The organism is Pseudomonas sp. NFACC32-1, from assembly GCF_900101215.1.
Lineage (GTDB): Bacteria > Pseudomonadota > Gammaproteobacteria > Pseudomonadales > Pseudomonadaceae > Aquipseudomonas.
The window spans coordinates 176,110-194,255 of sequence record NZ_FMUL01000009.1; the positions used below are offsets into that span (position 1 = coordinate 176,110).

Here is an 18,146-nt window from a genome sequence, read left to right on the forward strand (position 1 = left end):
AGCCCATCATGGATAATGAAGACTCGCTGTTTTTTACCTGCGGCCTGGTCATCAAGGCGGGCACGATCGTCGTGCCTGGGCAGTACAACTCCCTGCCGGACGAGCAAATGTCCAGGGTCGCCTTCTGCTTCGATGGAAACTGGGTCTACAACGACGTGGACGACGACGTCATAGGCGCCATCTGTTTCAGGCACAGTGACAGCAGCCTCTGGATGCTCGGACGCAAGGGCCACCTGCGTCATGTGAAAACCGGCTCGGCGGACTTCACACTCGCCAACGTCCGAGGGAAATTCGAAAACCAGCGGATCGAAACGGGCCGGCTTGGCGAACTGCTGTGCATCCGGGAAATCGCCAATGAGCTGTATATCTGCGGTCAGTCGTCCCAGGTCTACCGTCATTCGAACGGTGGCTGGGTCGGCATCAGCCCGCCGGGGGCGAAGATAGCCTCCCCCACCCTGGAAAGCCTGGATGGCCTGTCGTCCGATGATATTTATGCCGTCGGCGAAAAGGGCCTCATCATGCATTACGACGGGGCACGCTGGAGCACCCTGGACTCTGCGACCAATCGCCCGCTGTCACGGGTCCTGTGCAAGAGCGCAGAGGAGGTTTACGCCTGCGGGAACGATGGCGTGCTGCTGGTGGGCAATCGAAATCAGTGGCAGGTACTCGATACGGAACGAACCATGAATTTCTGGGACATGGCGCTGTACGACGGGCAGTTGTACATCGCCCACGTGCATGGCCTCGTTCGATATGACGGAAAAGACTTCTTCGATGTCGACACCGGCCTCCTCCCCGCGCCCGGCGCCCACAAGCTCGATGTCGGTGACGGGCTGCTTTACTCCTTTGGAGTCGACGACATTCTCAAGTTCGATGGCAGCCGGTGGGAGCGCGTGATATGCCCGCACAACACCTGAGTTCGCCTGCGGCCATCGCGGCGATGCAGTGTTCATGAGCGACTCGCTGTCTCTGGTGATCGAGCAACATGCTGAAGAAGCCAGCTTCCTTGCTGTCCTGCGCGACGATGCCTCGCGCGCGCCGCACTACGATCTGGATCACCTTGGCAAACTCGACAGCCGCCTTGACGCCCACCTCGATGGCTTGCGCATCGCAGGGCCACCAGGGCTGGAAACGCTGCTGATGCAACTCGGCCCAGACACCCTCGGCGAGATGTTCGCCAGTGTGGTGCTGGCCTTCGAGTCGGCCAATGGCAAAGTGTTGTCACGGCTCAGCGAACACCTGCGCAATGCCGCAGAAACGGAGCGCGGTTATCTGATGGCCCTGGGGTGGCTCGATTGGCAGCGGCTCTCACCCTGGATCGACCGCATGCTCGCTGCGCCTGAGCCGCTGTTTCGTCGACTCGGCCTGGCGGCCTGCGGCATGCATCGTCAGGACCCTGGCCCTGCGCTGCTGGGCGGCCTTCGCGACCCTGACCCAAGCGTGATGGCCCGGGCTGCCCGCTCCGCCGGCGAGCTGCGCCGGCGTGACCTGCTGGCCGAGATCCGCGCCCATTGCCGACACCCGGATGCGACCACGGGTTTCTGGGCCAGCTGGGCCGCCGCCCAGATGGGTGATCGGCAGGCCCTGGAGCCGCTGCGCCAGTTCGCCGAGCAACCGAGCTTTTTTCAGTACCGCGCCCTCTGCGTGTTGTTGGCGTGGCAAGAACGCGAGTCCAGCATCGCCGGGATACGCCAGTGGGTGCAGGATCCCCGGCTTCGACGTGTCGGCATCCAGGCCCTTGGGCTGCTGGGCGACCCGGTCTGCATCCCCTGGCTGATGGAACAGATGCGCGATTTGCCGTTCGCCCGTGTCGCCGGCGAAGCCTTCAGCCTGATCACTGGAGCCGACCTGGCATTGCTCGATCTGGAATTGAAGGACCTGCCGGATTTCGATGCCGGTCCGAACGATAATCCACAGGATCCGAACGTCGCCATGGACCCCGATGAAAATCTGCCCTGGCCCGATCCGCCGTCAATCGAACGCTGGTGGCAGACCCACGGCGGACAGTTCCAGTCGGGAACTCGCTACATGCTCGGACTGGTCCACAGCGAAGCCGCCTTCGGGCAGGTGCTGGTCAGGGGCCAACAGCGCCAGCGCATCGCCGCCGCCTGTGGTCTGGCACGCTTTCGGCCGGATGAAGCGCTTTTTCCCACCAGCGCCCCGGCCTGGCGGCAAAAGCGCTTGCTGGGCATGAAGCAGGCATCCGGCCCGCAGGTTTGGCCCGGTCACCTATAGTTTGCGCAACTCGCCGCCCTCCTTCTCCAAACGGGCCAGGTACGCGTCGGCATCCAGCAACTGATAGGGAAAGTAGAGCCCTGGCGGCGTTGGCGGTTGGCCGTCCAAGCCGAGCAGCCGCTCCAGGGTCATTGCGACGCTGAGGCCGGTCAGCGGTGCTGCGCCTGCCGGGTGCACGACGGCATGACGGGTGCGCAGTGGTTTACCCACCAGGTCCTCGCCAGACAGTTCGATGATGATCTCGGTGGACTTCGGCCGGCCCTGGCGTCGAGTCGAGCTCACCCCGGTGCCCATGTTGAACTGCACATTGGGGGCGCCCGTGGCCGCCCCCAGGCCGACGACATCGATGGACGAGAAACCGGAGGCCTGGATTGGCGTGCCATCCACCGCGTGAAAGCTGACCCTGGCGTCCTCGCCTTCGCGCCAGACATAGACGCCATCGCGCCGTGTCAGCGCGGCCGGCAGCATTTTATTCAGGTGCTCGAAGTCGGTGGCGACAGTCGGGCCTCCGGTGTCCTGCTCATCCACCAGCGCGTGGAGGCTGATGTCCTGGACCCGGCTGAAGGCCCGGGCAATGCGCAGCGTCGCCACCGTCGTCGCGCCTGCCATCCATTCGTAGCCGAGGACAATGGGCGAGGCCTGGGGTGTGTGCATGTACGTCGCGATCTCCGGCGCGATCTCGAAGACACCGGAAGAAATGCTGAGGTGCGGCACCCGGCATTTCTGCGCATAACGCAGTCCCGCCAAGGCGTGGTCCATATAGAAGATCACGACGGCGCTGACCTGGCGCTCACCGAGGCCCAGGTCCTGGGCGCGGGAATCGATCACCACTCCCTGCGCCCCGCCAATTTCCTCTGCGGTGCGCTGGGCCTTGGCAAGATCGCGGCCGCCAATCAGCAGCGGCACGTCCGGGTAAGCGGCGCGCAGCGCCCGGGCAGTCTGATGACCAATGGCGCCAGAGCCGCCCATGAACAAGATTGGATCAAGTGACATCGTGTGCTCTCCTTTTCGGGGTCAGTCACCCAATAGCAGAAGCGTCTTGGGGTCGGGTTCGCCGCAATAGAACTGATCGAGGCCTCGCTGGTACACAGGGGAATCGGGCTGGGCATGGACGAACAGTGTGAGGCAGGAGCGAAACTTCAGGTCGTCGGGCGAGCCGAACAGCTGCCCGGCGCTTATATCGCGGTGCTCCAGGACAGTGTTCACACACTGCTCCAGCCGGGGGCCTAGTACATCGTGCTGCAGATATGCGCGTGCTTCGGCAAGGCCGGAGATGGCGAACCGAGCTGCCATCGCGGAACGACCCAGGCCTTGCAGTTGCGGAAAGATGAACCACATCCAGTGACCCGTTTTGCGCCCGGCGCGCAGTTCATCCATGACACGACTGAACACAGGGCGCTGGGCTTCGACGAACCGGGACAGGTCAAAGGTGTCGTGCATGCTCGTTGTGCCTCCATCGGTGAACGCGCCTGATCGGCATCTTGACACCAGGCGCTGTCTGAACGATCTGCGCGGTTGGCCAGGCGGGCAGCGCCTAGCCGTCGGACCGACGCCGACTGCCGCCCGGTCCCGCGTTCTTTATTTGTTCGATATTTTCCAGAAAGGTTTTAAGGATGGGCGATGGATTATCGGTCCGGTACCCCACCGCCAGATCAATGGTCGGTCGGGTGCCCTTGAGCTGTCGGCTCACGATGGTCCAGGGAAGCAGCGGCTCGACGTACGCCGGCAGGATGGCGACGCCCCGGGTGGAGCTGATCAATGAAATGCCGGTGCCATAGTCATCCAGCCAGTAGGAAGAGCTGACCTGCACGTTGCAACTGGCGAAATATTGCGCGATGACGTCGCGCAGTACATGGGGGATCTCGGAACAGCCGATGAACGTCTCCCTGGCCAGCTCGGCAGGGTCGATATCGCCCACACTGGCCAGGCGATGGTCGTTCGGCATGATGACCAGCAGCGGCTCCTTGGCGACCACCTCGTAATGTACATCCGGGCGAGGCTCCACGCGCAGGAAACCCAGATCGACGTCGCCTCGCTGAATGGCGTCGGCCAACGAGGGCGACTGCAGGCTGATGACCTTGAATTCGATGTTGGGCAGTTCGTGGCGAAGCAAGCCGGTCACACTGGGCAACCAGTCCGCCTCCTGCCCCGTCAGGAAACCCACCGAAAACACTTTCTTCGCTGGCCGCGCCGCCCGTCGTGCAGCCGCCACCGCCTCTTGCGCATGGCTGAGGGCGAGCCTGGCCTGATCCAGGAACGCGGCGCCCGCCGGCGTCAGCTCGACCCCCCTGGCCTTGCGGACAAACAGCTCCGCGCCGACCTCCAGCTCCAGATCGCGCAATTGCCGGCTCAGGGACGGCTGCGCGGTGTGAAGGCGCTTGGTTGCCGCGGACGTCAGGTTGCCCTCCTCGGCAACGGCCACGAAATAACGAAGATGACGCAGTTCCATTCAGCGATGCCTCCGGGGCATGGGGGAGGACAGACAAAGTCTTTCTAAAAAACACTGTCGTTCTCTAAAGTCTGGGCAACGGAGCGAGATCCCTCGCCCGTCGAAAAAAACGCCAGTCACGCAAGGGGAAGAAGATCATGACACCCACTCATCCACCCCGGGTCCTGATGATTGCAGCCAAGGGCTTCGAAGATTCGGAGCTTTTCGATGTCCGTACCGCGCTCGCTGACGCCGGCGCGCAAGTCTACCTTGCCTCGATCGATAAAGAGCCGATCAAGGGTGTGGTCTGGGACGCCGCCACCGGTGTGTCCGCGCCCTCTGCTCAATCGATCACGCCTGACAAGACCTTGGAACAGGTCTCGGTGGACGACTATGAAGCGCTGGTGCTTCCAGGTGGCCTGGTCAACCCGGACATTTTGCGGACGATCCCGGCGGCCGTGGAAATCGTGCAGCAATTCATGGGGCGAAACAAGGTCGTTGCGGCCCTCTGCCATGCTCCCTGGCTATTGGTGGAGGCTGACGTCCTGCGGGGCCGGACGTTGACCGGCTGGCGATCCATCCGGCGCGACCTGCTCAACGCTGGCGCAACGGTGGTGGATCAGGAAGTGGTGGTGGACGGCAACCTGATTTCCAGTCGCATGCCGTCCGACATCCCGGCGTTCTCCAATGCCATCAAGCACGCGCTGGGCCTTGTCGCCGCATGACCTGACGGTGACTGGCTCAACGTTCTCTCTACGATTGATTCAACAGCCCAAGAGGATAACTCCATGAACAAGATCGCACTGGTGACCGGCGCCAGCCGTGGCCTGGGGCGCAATGCCGCGCTTGCCATCGCCCGAAAGGGACATGACGTGGTCGTCACCTACCGCACCGGCGAGGCCGAAGCTCGCCAGGTCGTCGCAGAAATCGAACGCCTCGGGCAGGCGGCCATTGCGCTGAAACTCGACGTCGGTGACGTGTCCAGCTTTGCTGCGTTCGCCACCGCGCTGTCCAGTGCACTGCATGAAGTCTGGGGTCGAGCCGATTTCGACTTTCTCATCAATAATGCGGGGCACGGCGCCATGGCGGCGTTTGCAGAAACCACCGAACAACAGTTCGACGATCTCTTCAACGTTCATGTCAAAGGCGTGTTCTTCCTGACCCAGGCGCTCTTGCCGCTGATCAGGGACGGCGGGCGTATCGTCAACTATTCATCGGGCCTGACGCGAGTGTCCTTTCCAGGCTTTTCAGCCTATGCCGCGGCCAAGGGGGCGGTCGAAATCCTCACTGTGTACCTGGCCAGGGAACTGGGCAGCCGAGGGATCACCGTGAATACCGTTGCTCCTGGCGCTATCGCCACCGACTTCCTCGGCGGCGCCGTGCGCGACATGCCCGATCTCAATGCGCAGTTCGCCGGGATGACGGCGCTCGGTCGGGTAGGTGTCCCGGACGACATCGGCCCGATGGTCGCCAGCCTGCTGGCCGAGGATAACCGCTGGGTCACGGGGCAGCGTATCGAGGTGTCCGGCGGGCAGGTCATCTGATTCCAGGCGTGGGCAGCGTGTCCTGCTGGCCATACTGCCCTCACCTACGATCGCTGCCGGCCGCGTGAGTCGCAACCGGCGGTGCCCGTTTTCGTCCGGCAGTCCTGGCTCAGGCCGTCTGTTCCTGCTTCAAGCGCTTGAGCAGCGCCTGGGCCGCGGCTTCGGAGGACGCGGGGTTCTGGCCGGTGATCAGGTGCCCATCCTCGACGATATGGCTGGCCCAATCCGCAGCCTTGATATAGTCCCCTCCCTTGGCCTTGAGCATGTCTTCCACCAGGAACGGCACCACCTGTGTCAGCCCCACCGCCTCCTCTTCGGAGTTGGTGAACCCGGTGACTTTCTTACCCTCCACTACAGGCCGTCCGTCCGGTGCGTTGACGTTCTTGAATACCCCAGGCGCGTGGCAGACCGCCGCGATGGGTTTGTTCGATGCATAGAACGCTTCGAGGAGGGTCTTGGAGTCGCTGTCCTCGGCCAGGTCCCACAGCGGTCCATGGCCTCCTGGATAGAACACCGCGTCGAAGTCGTAAGGGTCCACCTCCCCCAACGGCACCGTGTTGGCCAAGGCCGCCTGGGCCTTGGTATCCGCATCGAAGCGACGGGTGGCATCGGTTTGGGCATCCTCTTCATTGCTCTTGGGGTCCAGCGGCGGCTGCCCGCCCTTGGGAGAAGCAAGCGTGACCGCAGCGTTGGCATCGACGAACACGTAGTACGGAGCGGCGAACTCTTCCAGCCAGAAGCCGGTCTTCTTGCCGGTGTCGCCCAACTGATCGTGAGATGTGAGGACCATCAGAATGTTCATGTGAATCCAGCCTCCGGGTCTGAACGGGCGAACGGTGTCCACCCTGCATTACTCTCAGAGGCTGTGTCGCGGCAGACGTTCAAGCGGATGTAGCGAACGCCCCTTCGCTTGCGTCACCGTCCTACCAGAGCGCGACGTCATAGGTGAAGTAGATGCGGTTGCTGTCCCGCCCCCGTGAAAAATCCGAACGGTAGACATAATTGCGCAGCTTCACGCCCACCCCCTTGAAGGTGCCTTGCTGGACGACATAAGCGATTTCGGCATCCCGTTCCCATTCCCTTACGGCACTGCCGGACTTGCCGTCGCTGCCGCTGAGGTAGCGGCTGGAAAATGTCAGGCCAGGCACGCCAAGACGGGCAAAGTCATAGCCATAGCCGGCCATCCAGGTCTTCTCGTCTTCTTCGATGAACTTGCCAATGCCGACATTGCTGAAGGAATAGACGGTGGCGCCGCTGATATATGGCAAGCCGGCTTCGCCGCTGAGCTTCTGGTAGCCGGCGCTGAACGTATGACCGACCACGGCGTAGGACAGCTGGCCGCTGAACATATCGTTGTCGATCCTGCCGCTGTAGGCCGAACCTGAGTCGACGCTGTTGAAATAGCGCAGGTCGCTGGTCAGCACCCCGGCGCCCAGTGCCAGGTCATGCTGGATACCGGCGTAGTTCTGTCGATAGAAGTTCTCGAGCTCACCGAAGAAATAGCTCAAGCGGATAGCCTTGCCCAGCTTGTAATCGGCGCCGGCATAGCTGAAGTCGCCAGCCTCGTTGCCGCTGTAGCCGTCAGGCACGATCGGCATGCTGTTGGCGGAGTCCCGCAGCTTGAAACGCTCAAGATGGCCGGCAGTGAGCGCAAGATTGTCGATGTCGGTGCTGTTGATCTGCGTGCCCTGGTAAGTCTGGGGCAACAGTCGTGCATCGTTGTAGACCAGTACCGGGGTCTTGGGCAGCAAGGTGCCGTACTTGACCGTGGTCCTGGCAATCCGGGCCTTGGCGGTCATGCCCGCGCTGGCGAACTCATCGGCGGCACGACCATCGTCATGCACCGGCAGCAGGCCGCTGCCACTGCGCCCGCGTCCCGAGTCGAGCCTGACCCCGAGCAGCCCCAGGGCATCGACGCCAAAACCGACGAAACCCGGCGTGAACCCAGACTGGTAATCCAGCAGGAAGCCTTGGGCCCACTCGGTGCGCTCGCTCTTGGCCGTGCGCGCCGCTCGCGGACTCAGGCCCTGCTCGTCGCGAAAATTCTCGTTGAAATAGACGTTGCGCAGCTGCAGCTTGAGCTTGCTGTCGTCGATGAAACCTTCGGCGTTGGCCGCGGCCAGCGGCATCAGGCCGAGCATGGGAAGCAAAGCCCCACGGGTGGCAAAAATGGTCATATCAAGCTTCTCGTTGTTGTTATTGGACGCGCAGCCTGGCGCACACCTCGACGGCGAGGTGTGTCAGGCAGGAAGGCGCAAGGGTCGGGTCGATCAGGAAAACAGCGTCAACGCCCCGGTCAGCAGGGCCAGCGCGGTAATCACCAGGGAAGTCAGCAAGGCCCACTTGACGGTGGCTTTCTGGAAATCCCCCAGGTCGCGATCGACCATGCCCACCAACAACAGGGTCGAAGCCACCAGCGGACTCATCAGGTGCACCGGCTGACCGAGAATGGAGGCCCGTGCGATTTCCACCGGATCGATCCCGTAGGCCGCCGCGGCGTTGGCCAGGATCGGCACCACGCCAAAGTAATAGGCATCGTTGGACAGGACGAAGGTCAGCGGCATGCTGGTGATCGCAACCACCAGCGGGAACAGATGTCCCCAGGATGGCGGGATCCAGTCGACCAGGGTCTGCGCCAGCGCGTCGACCATTTTTGTCCCGGAAAAAATCCCGGCGAAGATGCCTGCGGCAAACACCAGCAGCACCACCGTCATGGCATTGCCCGAGTGGGCAAGAATGCGTTCTTTCTGAATATCCAGTTGCGGATAGTTGATCATCAGCGCCAGGACGAAACCGATCAGGAACAGGATCGCCGAATGCATGAGCCCCATCACCAGGGCGACCATCACCGCGATCACCAGCAGCAGGTTGACGTAGGCCAGTTTCGGACGCTTGTGCGGGGTGTCTTCGATGATCGCCTTGATATAGCAATCCCCACCACCGCTCTGCAACTGGATGTTACCGATGCGCTTGCGCTCGGCGCGGCCCAGCACAAAGGCCGTGAACACCACCCACATGGCCCCGCCGATCATGGTCGGCAACAGCGGTACGAAATAGTCGCCGGCATCCAGGCCCAGGGCCGCGATCGCGCGGGTCGCCGGCCCGCCCCAGGGCGTCATGCCGCTCATGATGCTCAACGAAAGCATCGCCACGGTCGCCAGGATCATGGGGTTCATGCCGATACGCTTGTACAGGGGCAGCATGGCGGCGCAGGTAATCATGTAGGTCGTCGTGCCGTCACCGTCCAGTGCCACCACCAGCGACAGCAGTGCCGTACCCACGGCGATTTTCATCGGATCGCCATTGACGCGCTTGAGGATCTTGCGGATCAACGGATCGAACAGGCCGGCGTCGATCATCAGGCCAAAGAACAGGATCGCGAAAAGCAACAGCGCAGCCGAAGGAGCGACCATCTTCAAGCCGTCCAGCATCATCTTGCCGGTGGTCCCGCCAAAGCCGCCGATGACCGCAAAGACGATTGGCACCACCGTCAAGGCCACGATGGGCGACAGCCGTTTGGTCATTATCAGGAAGGTGAAGACCACCACCATGGCCAAGCCAAGTAAAGCGAGCATATGTCAGATCTCTTGTTGTTATTCAGTAGCCTTACCAACATCCGGGCGCACGGCTCCAACCTGCCAGGCAATAGGCTGAGTGTGCCTGGCAGAGGTCGTTCATGTCGTCCCGCCCTGATATTGAATTTGCCGTGCCCGGCTAGGTGTGTTGCGTGACTTTCATGGCATCACCCATTCTTGCAATTGTGCTGATGCAACGACCCGGCAGCCGGCTAACCCGCCAGCCGGTGCGAAGCCTTGGCGTAGACGAAACCGGAAAAGAGCCGGCGTGCGGTACGCACCACCGAGGCGCGGATGGTCTCACCGTGTTCGCCGACGTAGGACAGAACGACATCGATCGCACCGCTCGGGTGCTCGATGCGAACCCGCTGCAAGCGAGGCTCGCCTGGGCCGCCGGTCAGTCGTGCGGCGACGCTGCCTTCGGTTACACACGCGGTGGCAAGGCCGATGGAGCCTGTGATCGCCAGCGCCCGATGACAGTTGTGTGGCATGAAATAACGCACCTGCAGTGTCCCGCCGGAGCTGGCTGGCGACACCAGGACCGGCTTGGGAATCACCTTGTCGCTGACGTCCCCCAGGCCCATGGCCAGGCCGGCCTTGAGCCGCAGGGATTCAAGGCGCTGCAGGAAGTCGTGGTCGGCATCCAGTTCGGCGGGGCTTTCGTCGCCGCGCTTGCCGAGCTGGCTGGCCTCGACGATCACCATGGGCATCGCCATATCGATGCAGGTCACCAGGATGCCGTCGATCAGGTCCAGCACCTGGCCGGTGGGAAACAGTTTGCCCGTCTTGCTGCCGGCCGCATCCAGGAATGTCAGTTGCACTGGCGCGGCGGTGCCCGGTACGCCATCGATGGCCGTGTCGCCTTCATAGCTGACCTTGCCCCCAGGGGTCTGCACCTCGGAAACGACGAAAGTCCCGGTATTGAGGTTGCGAATGCGCACCCGAGTCAGGTCGCCACCGGCCTTGACCAACCCTTGTTCGATGGCAAAGGGACCCACCGCACAGAGCATGTTGCCGCAGTTGGGCGCGGTGTCGACCCGACGCTGGGAAACCATCACCTGGACGAACAGGTAATCGACGTCCGCCTCGGGGTGCAGCGAGGGGCTGACGATCGCCACCTTGCTGGTTTGCGGGCTGCCCCCCCCGATGCCGTCGATCTCCAGTTCATGGCCGGAACCCATCAGGTCGAGCAGCAGCTCGTCACGCTCGGTGACGGAGGCCGGCAGATCCCAGGCGAGAAAGACCGGTCCTTTGGAGGTACCGCCGCGCATGAGCACACAAGGAATACGTTGCATGAACACTAACTCTTGTTGATCAATCTGGATAATTGATGTTCTGGAGGCAAGAGTGGCAGGGTTTAAAAAGTGTTTCCAATGCAAAGATCGGCTCGTTTATTGCGTTTTACAAATGAATAGCCGTAGGATGATTTGCACGACACGTCGCGAGCTTGAGTGGAACCTGCATGGAATATGAACTTCAGGACATACGATCTTTCGTCAAGATCGCCGAACTTGGCAGCTTTCACGAAGCAGCCGATGCACTGCACCTGTCACAGCCGGCGCTGAGCCGACGGATGAAAAAACTCGAGGAAGGGTTGGGGACGGCTTTGCTGGATCGCACCACCCGCAAGGTCAGCCTGACCAGTGTCGGCCGTGATTTCCTGCCCAAGGCGCGGCGCCTGCTGGACGATTTCGACGATTCGATCCTCAACATCCGCGAGTTGGCGCAGCGGCAGATCGGCCGGGTGACCCTGGCGTGCATCCCAACGGCCGCCTTCTACTTCCTGCCCTCGGTGATCCGCCTGTACAACGAGCGTTATCCGAAGATCCGCATACGCCTGCTGGACCTGAGTGCCAACGAAGGTTTGGAGGCGGTCCTGCGCGGCGAAGCCGACTTCGGCATCAACATGATGAGCGGCCAGCACCCGGACATCGAATTCGTGCCGCTGGTCAACGAACCCTTCGTCCTGGCGTGCCGCCGCGATCATGAACTGGCAGGACGCAGCGCCGTCACCTGGTCGGAACTGAGCGACTACCGACTGATCGGCGTGGGACGACTGAGCGGTAACCGGATGCTGCTCGATCATGCCTTGTCGGGCCTGAGCTGGCGCCCCCAGTGGTTTTACGAAGTACAACACCTGTCCACGTCGCTGGGGTTGGTCGAGGCTGGCCTTGGCGTGTCGGCGATGCCCAGCCTGGCGATGCCGGCCGGAGACCACCCGACACTGGTCAGCGTACCGCTGGTGGAGCCGGTGGTGAACCGCTCACTGGGGCTGGTCTATCGACGCGGCGCGTCACTGTCCCCTGCCGCCGAGAAATTCGTCTCGATTCTGCTCGAGCAGTGGCCACAGTGAGCCTCGTGCGGGGCGCTGATGCGCCCCGCCGGAACCGCATTCAGCTGGATACGGGCCACGCCCCCTCCCCCAGCAACGCCGCAACGGTCCGCTCGCCCAGGCCGAGCCCCACGCTCATGCCCAGGCCGGTGTGCATCAACACGGCGGTTACACCGTCGGCGGCAGGCAACACACTGAACGGGCCTGGGCCGCGAGCACCATAGACGCCCTGCCAGCGCTCCAATACTTGCAGGCGTCCACCCAGGGTGTGCTCCGCCAGGTCGATCAGCAGGTTATCCACGTCCTCTTGGTTGAATGGCGCGGCATCTGTGCCGTAGTCGTGAGAATCGCCGATGATCAACTCGCCATGGGGTGTAGGGCTGATCAACAGATGGATGCCATGCTTTTCCAGTTGCGGGTAATCACGCTGGATTTCCCGGCGGATCGCATCGGCCTCGAGCAGGTCGCTGAAGGCGCCGTAGTGCAGGCAACTCAGTCCCGTGAGCACCGCGTGGCGCAGATCCAGAGGCTGCGCCAGGCGCGCCCGCAACATCTGCAAACGACAGACTGACGGTCGCAACGCAGCCATCTGCTCGGCCAGTAGTGTCTGATAATCGTGACCGGAGCAGACGATGATCTGGCCTGCCGAAAAGCGGCCTGCCGTGGTCAAGGCGCTGCCAGGTCCGACGTCCCGTACCAGCGTCGAGAAGTGGAATTCGACGCCCTGCCCAGCCAGGTAGTCGATGATTTGTGGCAGCGCCTGCCGGGAGAACAACTGCTGATCGTCGAGCCCATGCAGAGCCGCGCGGTGATGGACGAAGCGGCCTTGATAGAGGTTGTCCAGGGCCGGGCCGCGCAGCAGCTCGGTGCGGTAGCCCAGTTCCTCGGCACGGCCAAGGCAGAACGCGTCCAGCATGGCCTCCTCGGCCTCGGTGCGAGCGAACACCAGTGAACCCTGTTGTCTGATCGCCAGCCCGGCCGCCCTGCCCAGCTCGGCCCAGAGCCCGTGGGACTGACGCGCGAGGTCGAGCATGGGCCCGGGAGCCTGGCCCGTGACCAGTGCCTGGCCAAAATTGCGGATGGATGCACCCAGCGGTGTATGGCTGCGTTCGAATACCCGGACCTTGAGGCCGCGACGCATGCCTGCCCAGGCATGGGCGAGGCCCAGGATGCCGGCGCCTACGATCAGCAGGTCACAGTCGTGCTGATGCATGGAAATCTCCTTGATGGGGGAAGTGGCCGCCGGGGCGGCCAGGTGAGTCACGATGGAAGGCGCGGATGAGTGCGCCGCTTACTGGCTGACCGGCTCGGACTTGCCGTCATAGCGCTTGCGCCATTCGGTCAGGATGCGATCGCGGTTCTGGGAGGCCCAGTTGAAGTCGTTCTTGATCAGGCGCTGTTCGTAGTCGGCCGGCAGTTCCTGGAACCGTTCGGCGATACCTGGCTGGGCCAGTACGGCAAAGTTGGCCTTGTACAGGTCCATGGCTTCGCGGCTGGCAGCAAAGTCCGCGAGTTTCCTCGCGGCGTCCAGATGCCGGGTGCCCTTGATGATCGCGCTTGCCTCGATCTCCCAACCCAGGCCTTCCTTGGGCAGTACGATGGCCAGCGGCGCCCCCTTGCGCTTGAGCTGCACCGCCGGATACTCGAAGGAAATACCGATGGGAAACTCCCCCGCCGCGGCCTGCTTGCAAGGCTTGGAACCGGAATGAGTGTATTGGCCGATGTTCTGGTGCAACCGGTCCATGTAGGCCCATCCACCGTCTTCGCCAAAGGTCTGCAGCCAGGCGCTGACGTCCAGGTAGCCGGTACCTGAGGACGCCGGGTTGGGCATGACGATCTTGCCCTTGTAGACCGGGTCGGTCAGGTCTTCCCATCTGGTCGGCTTCGGCAGCCCCTGTTTTTCGGCTTCGATGGTGTTGAAGCAGATGCTCGCGGCCCACACATCCATGCCCACCCAGGACGGTGGATTGTCGCTGTCACGATAATGGGCACCGATCTTGTCCAGGCTGGCCGGTGCGTAGGCTTCGAGCATGCCCTGCTGCTTGAGGATGGCCAGGCTGGAGCCCGCCAGTCCCCAGACGGCATCCGCCTGGGGACGGTCTTTTTCGGCCAGCAGCTTGGCGGTGACGACCCCGGTGGAGTCACGTACCCACTTGATGCGGATATCCGGGTGCTGTTTCTCGAATGCCTGCTGGTAGGGCTTGAGTTGTTCGACTTCCAGCGCGCTGTAGACCGTCAGCTCGGTGGCGGCCTGTGCATGCAGGGCGCCGGCGGCGAGCAGGCCGGCGGCAAGGGCGATGCGCTTGAACATGGTGTGGTTCCTGTGGGTGAAGGATGGGCGAGCGAACAGGGAAAACAGCTTCAGCAGCCTTGCGGACTTTCACCGCGAGCCAAGCGCGCGTTGATGGCGTCGACGACCGGTGGCAGGTCGGCCAGAGTGTCGATCAGGTAATGGGGGCGGCTGCTGGCGAACAAGTCATCGATCCGTTGACGCTCGGCCTCCAGCCGTTCATTGGGCAACGCCTGGTATTGCGCCCAGGTGAGGCCCAGGAAGTTACCCGAGAAACGCAGCGCCACCGTCCACATGCCGGCGCAGCGCCCTTCGAGAATGCCAGGTTCGGTGTCGTCGACCTTGACGCAGGCGGCCACGTCGTCGAGCCCCAGGGCAATCACATTGGCCAGCGCCTGGGCCGGACTAGGGCGGCCCTTGGGCACTTCGTCGGTGGCGACGACGTGGTCCGGTCGATAGCCGGCCGCAGCCGCCAGTTCGACCACCTGCTGCATGACCTCCTTGGGATAGCCAGAACAACTGCCTATCTTCAGGCCGCGTTCACGCAGGCTCGCTACGGTCGCCAGGGCGCCGGGAATCGGCGCGCTGTGCTCGGCGACCCTGGCGATCTGCAGGGGCATGAAGCGCTCGTAGATGGCCGTCACGTCGGCATCGCTCGGCCGGCGCCCGAAACGCTTCTCGAAGCGCTCGGCCACAGCAGGCTGGTCGCACAGGGTGCGGATGTGATCCCACTTGCCCATGCCCATGGGACCACGGGCTTCAGCCAGGCTGACGGCGATGTCGAATTCGGCGAATGCCTCGACGAAAATCCGCGTCGGAGCGAAGGAGCCGAAATCGACCACGGTTCCCGCCCAGTCGAGAATGACGGCCTGGAGACGATCAGGGTGTTGGTAGTGCATGGCAGTACTCCGCGAGATCAGAGGCCCGGCGCCGCGCGCCAGGCCTGGGAGCGGCGCGACAGACCACGCGAAGCCCAGGCCAGCAGGAGCGACACGCTGGCACAGGTGAGAAGAATGAGGGTCGACATGGCGGCGGCACCGCCGACGTTGCCAGCATCGTCCATGTTCAGCACGGCGACGGATGCCACCATGCTGTCCGGGCTATAGAGGAAGATCACCGCCGATACGGTGGTCATCGCCGAAACGAACAGATAGCGGACGATGTCCAGCAGCGCCGGCAGGCAGATGGGCACCGTCACGCGCAGGAAATGTCGCAGCAGCGGTACCTTGAGCGACAGCGCGGCGGACTCGAATTCAGCATCGAGCTGACGCAACGCGGTGGCGGCAGTCATCTGCGCCGTGGTCAGGAAATGCGCCACGGTGCATACCACCAGCAACCCCAGGCTGCCGTAGAGCCCATGCAAGGGATTGGCCGGCAGGTTGAAAAAGAATACATAACCCAGCCCGAGCACCAGGCCGGGTACAGCCATGGGAATGAAGCACAGCAGGCGCAGCACTTGCGTCAACGGGTTCTGCCGGGTCTTTTCCAGGAGGTAGCTGCCGGTGAAAATCGCCACGCTGCCGAACAACGCTGTCGCGGTGGCCAGCACCAGGCTGTTGCGATAGGCCAGCCAACCGCCGGGAAGATCGGAGAACACGTAATTGTCCAGCGATAGCGACAGGTCGTAAGGCCAGAATTTCACCAGCGACGAATACACCGCCATGCCGAACACGCCGAGCAGCAGCGTGCCGACCAGCGCGACCAGCAGCAGAAAGGCGCCATCGCGCCCACTGCGCGGTTGCGGATGATAAACCTGGGCGCGACCACTCATGGCGTCGCGCTGGCGGCGGCGCAGCCAGGAGTCGACGGCGAAGCTGAACAGCGCCGGCAGGAGCAGGAACAACCCAATCAGGGCGCCGCGGCCGAATTGCTGTTGACCCAGTACCGCCTTGTAGGCTTCCAGCGCCAGCACCTGGTAATCGCCACCGACCACCACGGGCACGCCGAAGTCGGTGATGCACAGGGTGAACACCAGGCATCCTGCGGCGAATGCCCCCTGGCGGCTGCCGGGCCAGGTGATGCTGCGAAAGGCCCGCCACGGCGACGCCCCCATGCTGGACGCTGCGTCGAACAGTCGTGCGTCCGCCAGCGCGAGGGCGCTGAGCAACACCATCAGGGCATGGGGGAACGTGTAGATGACCTGCCCCAGCACGATGCCCCAGAAACCGTAGAGACTGCCCGGCATCCAGTCACGGAGCATGCCCTGGTTGCCGAACAGGTAGATCAGCGCGATCCCTGGCAACATCGAAGGCGCCAGGAGTGGAAGCAACGATAGGCCGCGCCACAGTTTCTTGCCCGGCAGGCAGGTACGCAGCAAGCCATAGGCGAAACCATAGGCCAGCGGCAACACGATCATCACCACGGTCAGCGCGCTGGTCAGGCTGTTGCCCAGCAGCCAGCGAAAGTGGGCGCTGCGATACAGTTGCGCCGCAGCCGCAAGGCCACCGCCTTGCGTCGGGTCGCCCGCCAGGCCTCGCCAAAGAATGGCCAGCAGCGGCAGCAATACGGCCAGCACCAGCAGCGCCAGCATCACCCATCGGCCACCCAGCACGAATAGCCGGTCGGCCAGGTCCGTCGAACGCCGCGGGGATTTCACCCCCTGCTCCATCATCGCCACCTGTTCCATCAGGCGAACACCTGCAGGCTGCTCGGCGGCAAGGCCACGCGTATCTGCTGGCCGTGCAAATGCGGCAGCGCTTCAGGAGACATTTCCGCCAGCAAGGCGTGGCCCGGCAGGTCCTCCAGCTCGAAGCTCAGGCGACAGCGATTGCCCAGGAAGGTGAGTTCGCGCATGCGCGCCGGGAACAGGTTGTCCTGCTCGAATCGAGGGTTGACCCGTATCGCCTCGGGCCGGCAGAACAGGCGTCCGTCTCCACCGGGCCCGGTATCCGGCAAACGCATGCTCAGGCCACCGACACGGGCATGCTGGCCGTCACGCTGGAACGGCAACCAGTTGCCCTGGCCGACGAATTCGGCCACGAAAGGCGTCGCGGGCGTGTTGTAGACGGCCTGGGGAGTGGCGTACTGCTCGATCCGCCCCTGGTTCATCACCGCGATGCGGTCGGCCATCAGCATGGCCTCTTCCTGATTGTGGGTGACCATCAGGGTGGTGATGCCAAGCCGGCGTTGCAGGGCACGCAGCTCGCCGCACAGATGCTCGCGCACCTGGGCATCGAGGGCCGACATCGGCTCATCGAGCAGCAGCAGCGAGGGACCCGGCGCCAGTGCGCGGGCCAATGCCACGCGTTGCTGCTGTCCGCCTGAAAGTTGTGCGGGGTATTTGTGCCCACTGCCCCCCAGGCTGACCAACTCGAGCATTTCATCGACCCGGCGGCGCACCTCATCGCGCCCACGGCCAGACAGGCCATAAGCGATGTTCTGAATGACCGTCAGGTTGGGGAACAGCGCGTAGGACTGGAACAGAATGCCGTAGTCACGCGCCTGTGGCGGTAGCGTCGAGACGTCTCGCGCGGCGAAATGCAGGCTGCCCTGCCCCTGGCGCTCCAGGCCGGCGATACAGCGCAGCAGTGTGGTCTTGCCGCAGCCGGACGGCCCGAGCAGACAGACCAGTTCGCCGGCCTTGACCTCCAGCGATACGCCGTCCAGCGCCTTGAAAGTGCCGAAGCCCTTGTGAATGTCGCGCAGTTGCAAGTCGACGGTAGCCATGCCAGGAATCTCGTTTGGAATCGAACGAGGGTCATCTTGGGTCCGGCTTGCGAAGGCTTTATGGCAGTTGGGCAAA

The 18,146-nt window shown here is 63.2% G+C and carries 17 protein-coding genes; 5 read left to right on the top strand and 12 right to left on the bottom strand.

Features of this window, described 5'->3' with window-relative positions:
- Positions 1 to 8: 8 nt before the first annotated feature.
- Positions 9 to 917: a WD40/YVTN/BNR-like repeat-containing protein gene (locus tag BLP99_RS15955; RefSeq protein WP_072431254.1), complete on the top strand. Its 909-nt coding sequence runs from the start codon at positions 9 to 11 to the stop codon at positions 915 to 917.
- Positions 918 to 951: 34 nt separating this feature from the next.
- Entirely contained in the window at positions 952 to 2,235 is a 1,284-nt protein-coding gene (locus BLP99_RS15960) for a TIGR02270 family protein (protein ID WP_072458903.1), read from the top strand.
- Here the strand turns inward: BLP99_RS15960 and BLP99_RS15965 are convergent.
- From BLP99_RS15965 to BLP99_RS15975, 3 genes are all read right to left on the bottom strand, one after another.
- Positions 2,230 to 3,228, bottom strand: a complete 999-nt coding sequence (locus tag BLP99_RS15965; RefSeq protein ID WP_092180891.1) for a saccharopine dehydrogenase — start codon at positions 3,226 to 3,228, stop codon at positions 2,230 to 2,232. The two genes, BLP99_RS15960 and BLP99_RS15965, sit on opposite strands and share 6 nt — an antisense overlap.
- Positions 3,229 to 3,249: 21 nt before the next feature.
- On the bottom strand, positions 3,250 to 3,675 hold the full coding sequence (locus tag BLP99_RS15970) for a DUF1810 domain-containing protein (RefSeq protein WP_072458901.1): 426 nt from the start codon (positions 3,673 to 3,675) through the stop codon (positions 3,250 to 3,252).
- 94 nt (positions 3,676 to 3,769) lie between these two features.
- Positions 3,770 to 4,684: a LysR family transcriptional regulator gene (locus BLP99_RS15975; RefSeq protein ID WP_072458900.1), complete on the bottom strand. Its 915-nt coding sequence runs from the start codon at positions 4,682 to 4,684 to the stop codon at positions 3,770 to 3,772.
- Positions 4,685 to 4,821: 137 nt separating this feature from the next.
- Here BLP99_RS15975 and BLP99_RS15980 point away from each other — a divergent pair, with 137 nt between their 5' ends.
- Entirely contained in the window at positions 4,822 to 5,388 is a 567-nt protein-coding gene (locus BLP99_RS15980) for a type 1 glutamine amidotransferase domain-containing protein (protein ID WP_072391804.1), read from the top strand.
- 63 nt (positions 5,389 to 5,451) lie between these two features.
- Positions 5,452 to 6,207, top strand: coding sequence for an SDR family NAD(P)-dependent oxidoreductase (locus tag BLP99_RS15985; protein WP_072458899.1), 756 nt, complete (start codon positions 5,452 to 5,454; stop codon positions 6,205 to 6,207).
- 109 nt (positions 6,208 to 6,316) lie between these two features.
- Here the strand turns inward: BLP99_RS15985 and BLP99_RS15990 are convergent, their stop codons facing one another.
- From BLP99_RS15990 to BLP99_RS16005, 4 genes are all read right to left on the bottom strand, one after another.
- Positions 6,317 to 7,009, bottom strand: coding sequence for a type 1 glutamine amidotransferase domain-containing protein (locus BLP99_RS15990; RefSeq protein ID WP_072391798.1), 693 nt, complete (start codon positions 7,007 to 7,009; stop codon positions 6,317 to 6,319).
- 121 nt (positions 7,010 to 7,130) lie between these two features.
- Positions 7,131 to 8,384 carry an OprD family porin gene (locus BLP99_RS15995; protein ID WP_092180897.1) on the bottom strand — a complete coding sequence of 418 codons (1,254 nt, stop codon included), beginning with the start codon at positions 8,382 to 8,384 and terminating at the stop codon, positions 7,131 to 7,133.
- Positions 8,385 to 8,477: 93 nt separating this feature from the next.
- On the bottom strand, positions 8,478 to 9,782 hold the full coding sequence (locus BLP99_RS16000) for a CitMHS family transporter (RefSeq protein WP_092180900.1): 1,305 nt from the start codon (positions 9,780 to 9,782) through the stop codon (positions 8,478 to 8,480).
- A 212-nt stretch (positions 9,783 to 9,994) separates the two neighbouring features.
- Positions 9,995 to 11,077 (bottom strand): 4-oxalomesaconate tautomerase, encoded by a 1,083-nt coding sequence (locus BLP99_RS16005; RefSeq protein ID WP_072391790.1) that lies wholly within the window; start codon positions 11,075 to 11,077, stop codon positions 9,995 to 9,997.
- A 167-nt stretch (positions 11,078 to 11,244) separates the two neighbouring features.
- Between BLP99_RS16005 and BLP99_RS16010 the strand changes: the two genes are divergently transcribed.
- Positions 11,245 to 12,135, top strand: a complete 891-nt coding sequence (locus BLP99_RS16010; protein ID WP_076407026.1) for a LysR family transcriptional regulator — start codon at positions 11,245 to 11,247, stop codon at positions 12,133 to 12,135.
- A gap of 40 nt (positions 12,136 to 12,175) precedes the next feature.
- Here the strand turns inward: BLP99_RS16010 and BLP99_RS16015 are convergent, their stop codons facing one another.
- The 5 genes from BLP99_RS16015 to BLP99_RS16035 form a co-directional block, all read right to left on the bottom strand.
- Complete coding sequence (locus tag BLP99_RS16015; RefSeq protein WP_092180904.1) at positions 12,176 to 13,327, bottom strand: TIGR03364 family FAD-dependent oxidoreductase; 1,152 nt, start codon at positions 13,325 to 13,327, stop codon at positions 12,176 to 12,178.
- Positions 13,328 to 13,405: 78 nt separating this feature from the next.
- Complete coding sequence (locus BLP99_RS16020; RefSeq protein ID WP_072391781.1) at positions 13,406 to 14,425, bottom strand: putative 2-aminoethylphosphonate ABC transporter substrate-binding protein; 1,020 nt, start codon at positions 14,423 to 14,425, stop codon at positions 13,406 to 13,408.
- Positions 14,426 to 14,475: 50 nt separating this feature from the next.
- Positions 14,476 to 15,303 carry a phosphonoacetaldehyde hydrolase gene (gene phnX, locus BLP99_RS16025; RefSeq protein WP_092180907.1) on the bottom strand — a complete coding sequence of 276 codons (828 nt, stop codon included), beginning with the start codon at positions 15,301 to 15,303 and terminating at the stop codon, positions 14,476 to 14,478.
- A gap of 17 nt (positions 15,304 to 15,320) precedes the next feature.
- Entirely contained in the window at positions 15,321 to 17,030 is a 1,710-nt protein-coding gene (locus BLP99_RS16030) for a putative 2-aminoethylphosphonate ABC transporter permease subunit (RefSeq protein ID WP_083532809.1), read from the bottom strand.
- Positions 17,030 to 18,070 carry a putative 2-aminoethylphosphonate ABC transporter ATP-binding protein gene (locus BLP99_RS16035; RefSeq protein ID WP_072391776.1) on the bottom strand — a complete coding sequence of 347 codons (1,041 nt, stop codon included), beginning with the start codon at positions 18,068 to 18,070 and terminating at the stop codon, positions 17,030 to 17,032. The genes BLP99_RS16030 and BLP99_RS16035 overlap by 1 nt, the downstream gene beginning before the upstream one ends.
- Positions 18,071 to 18,146 lie beyond the last annotated feature (76 nt).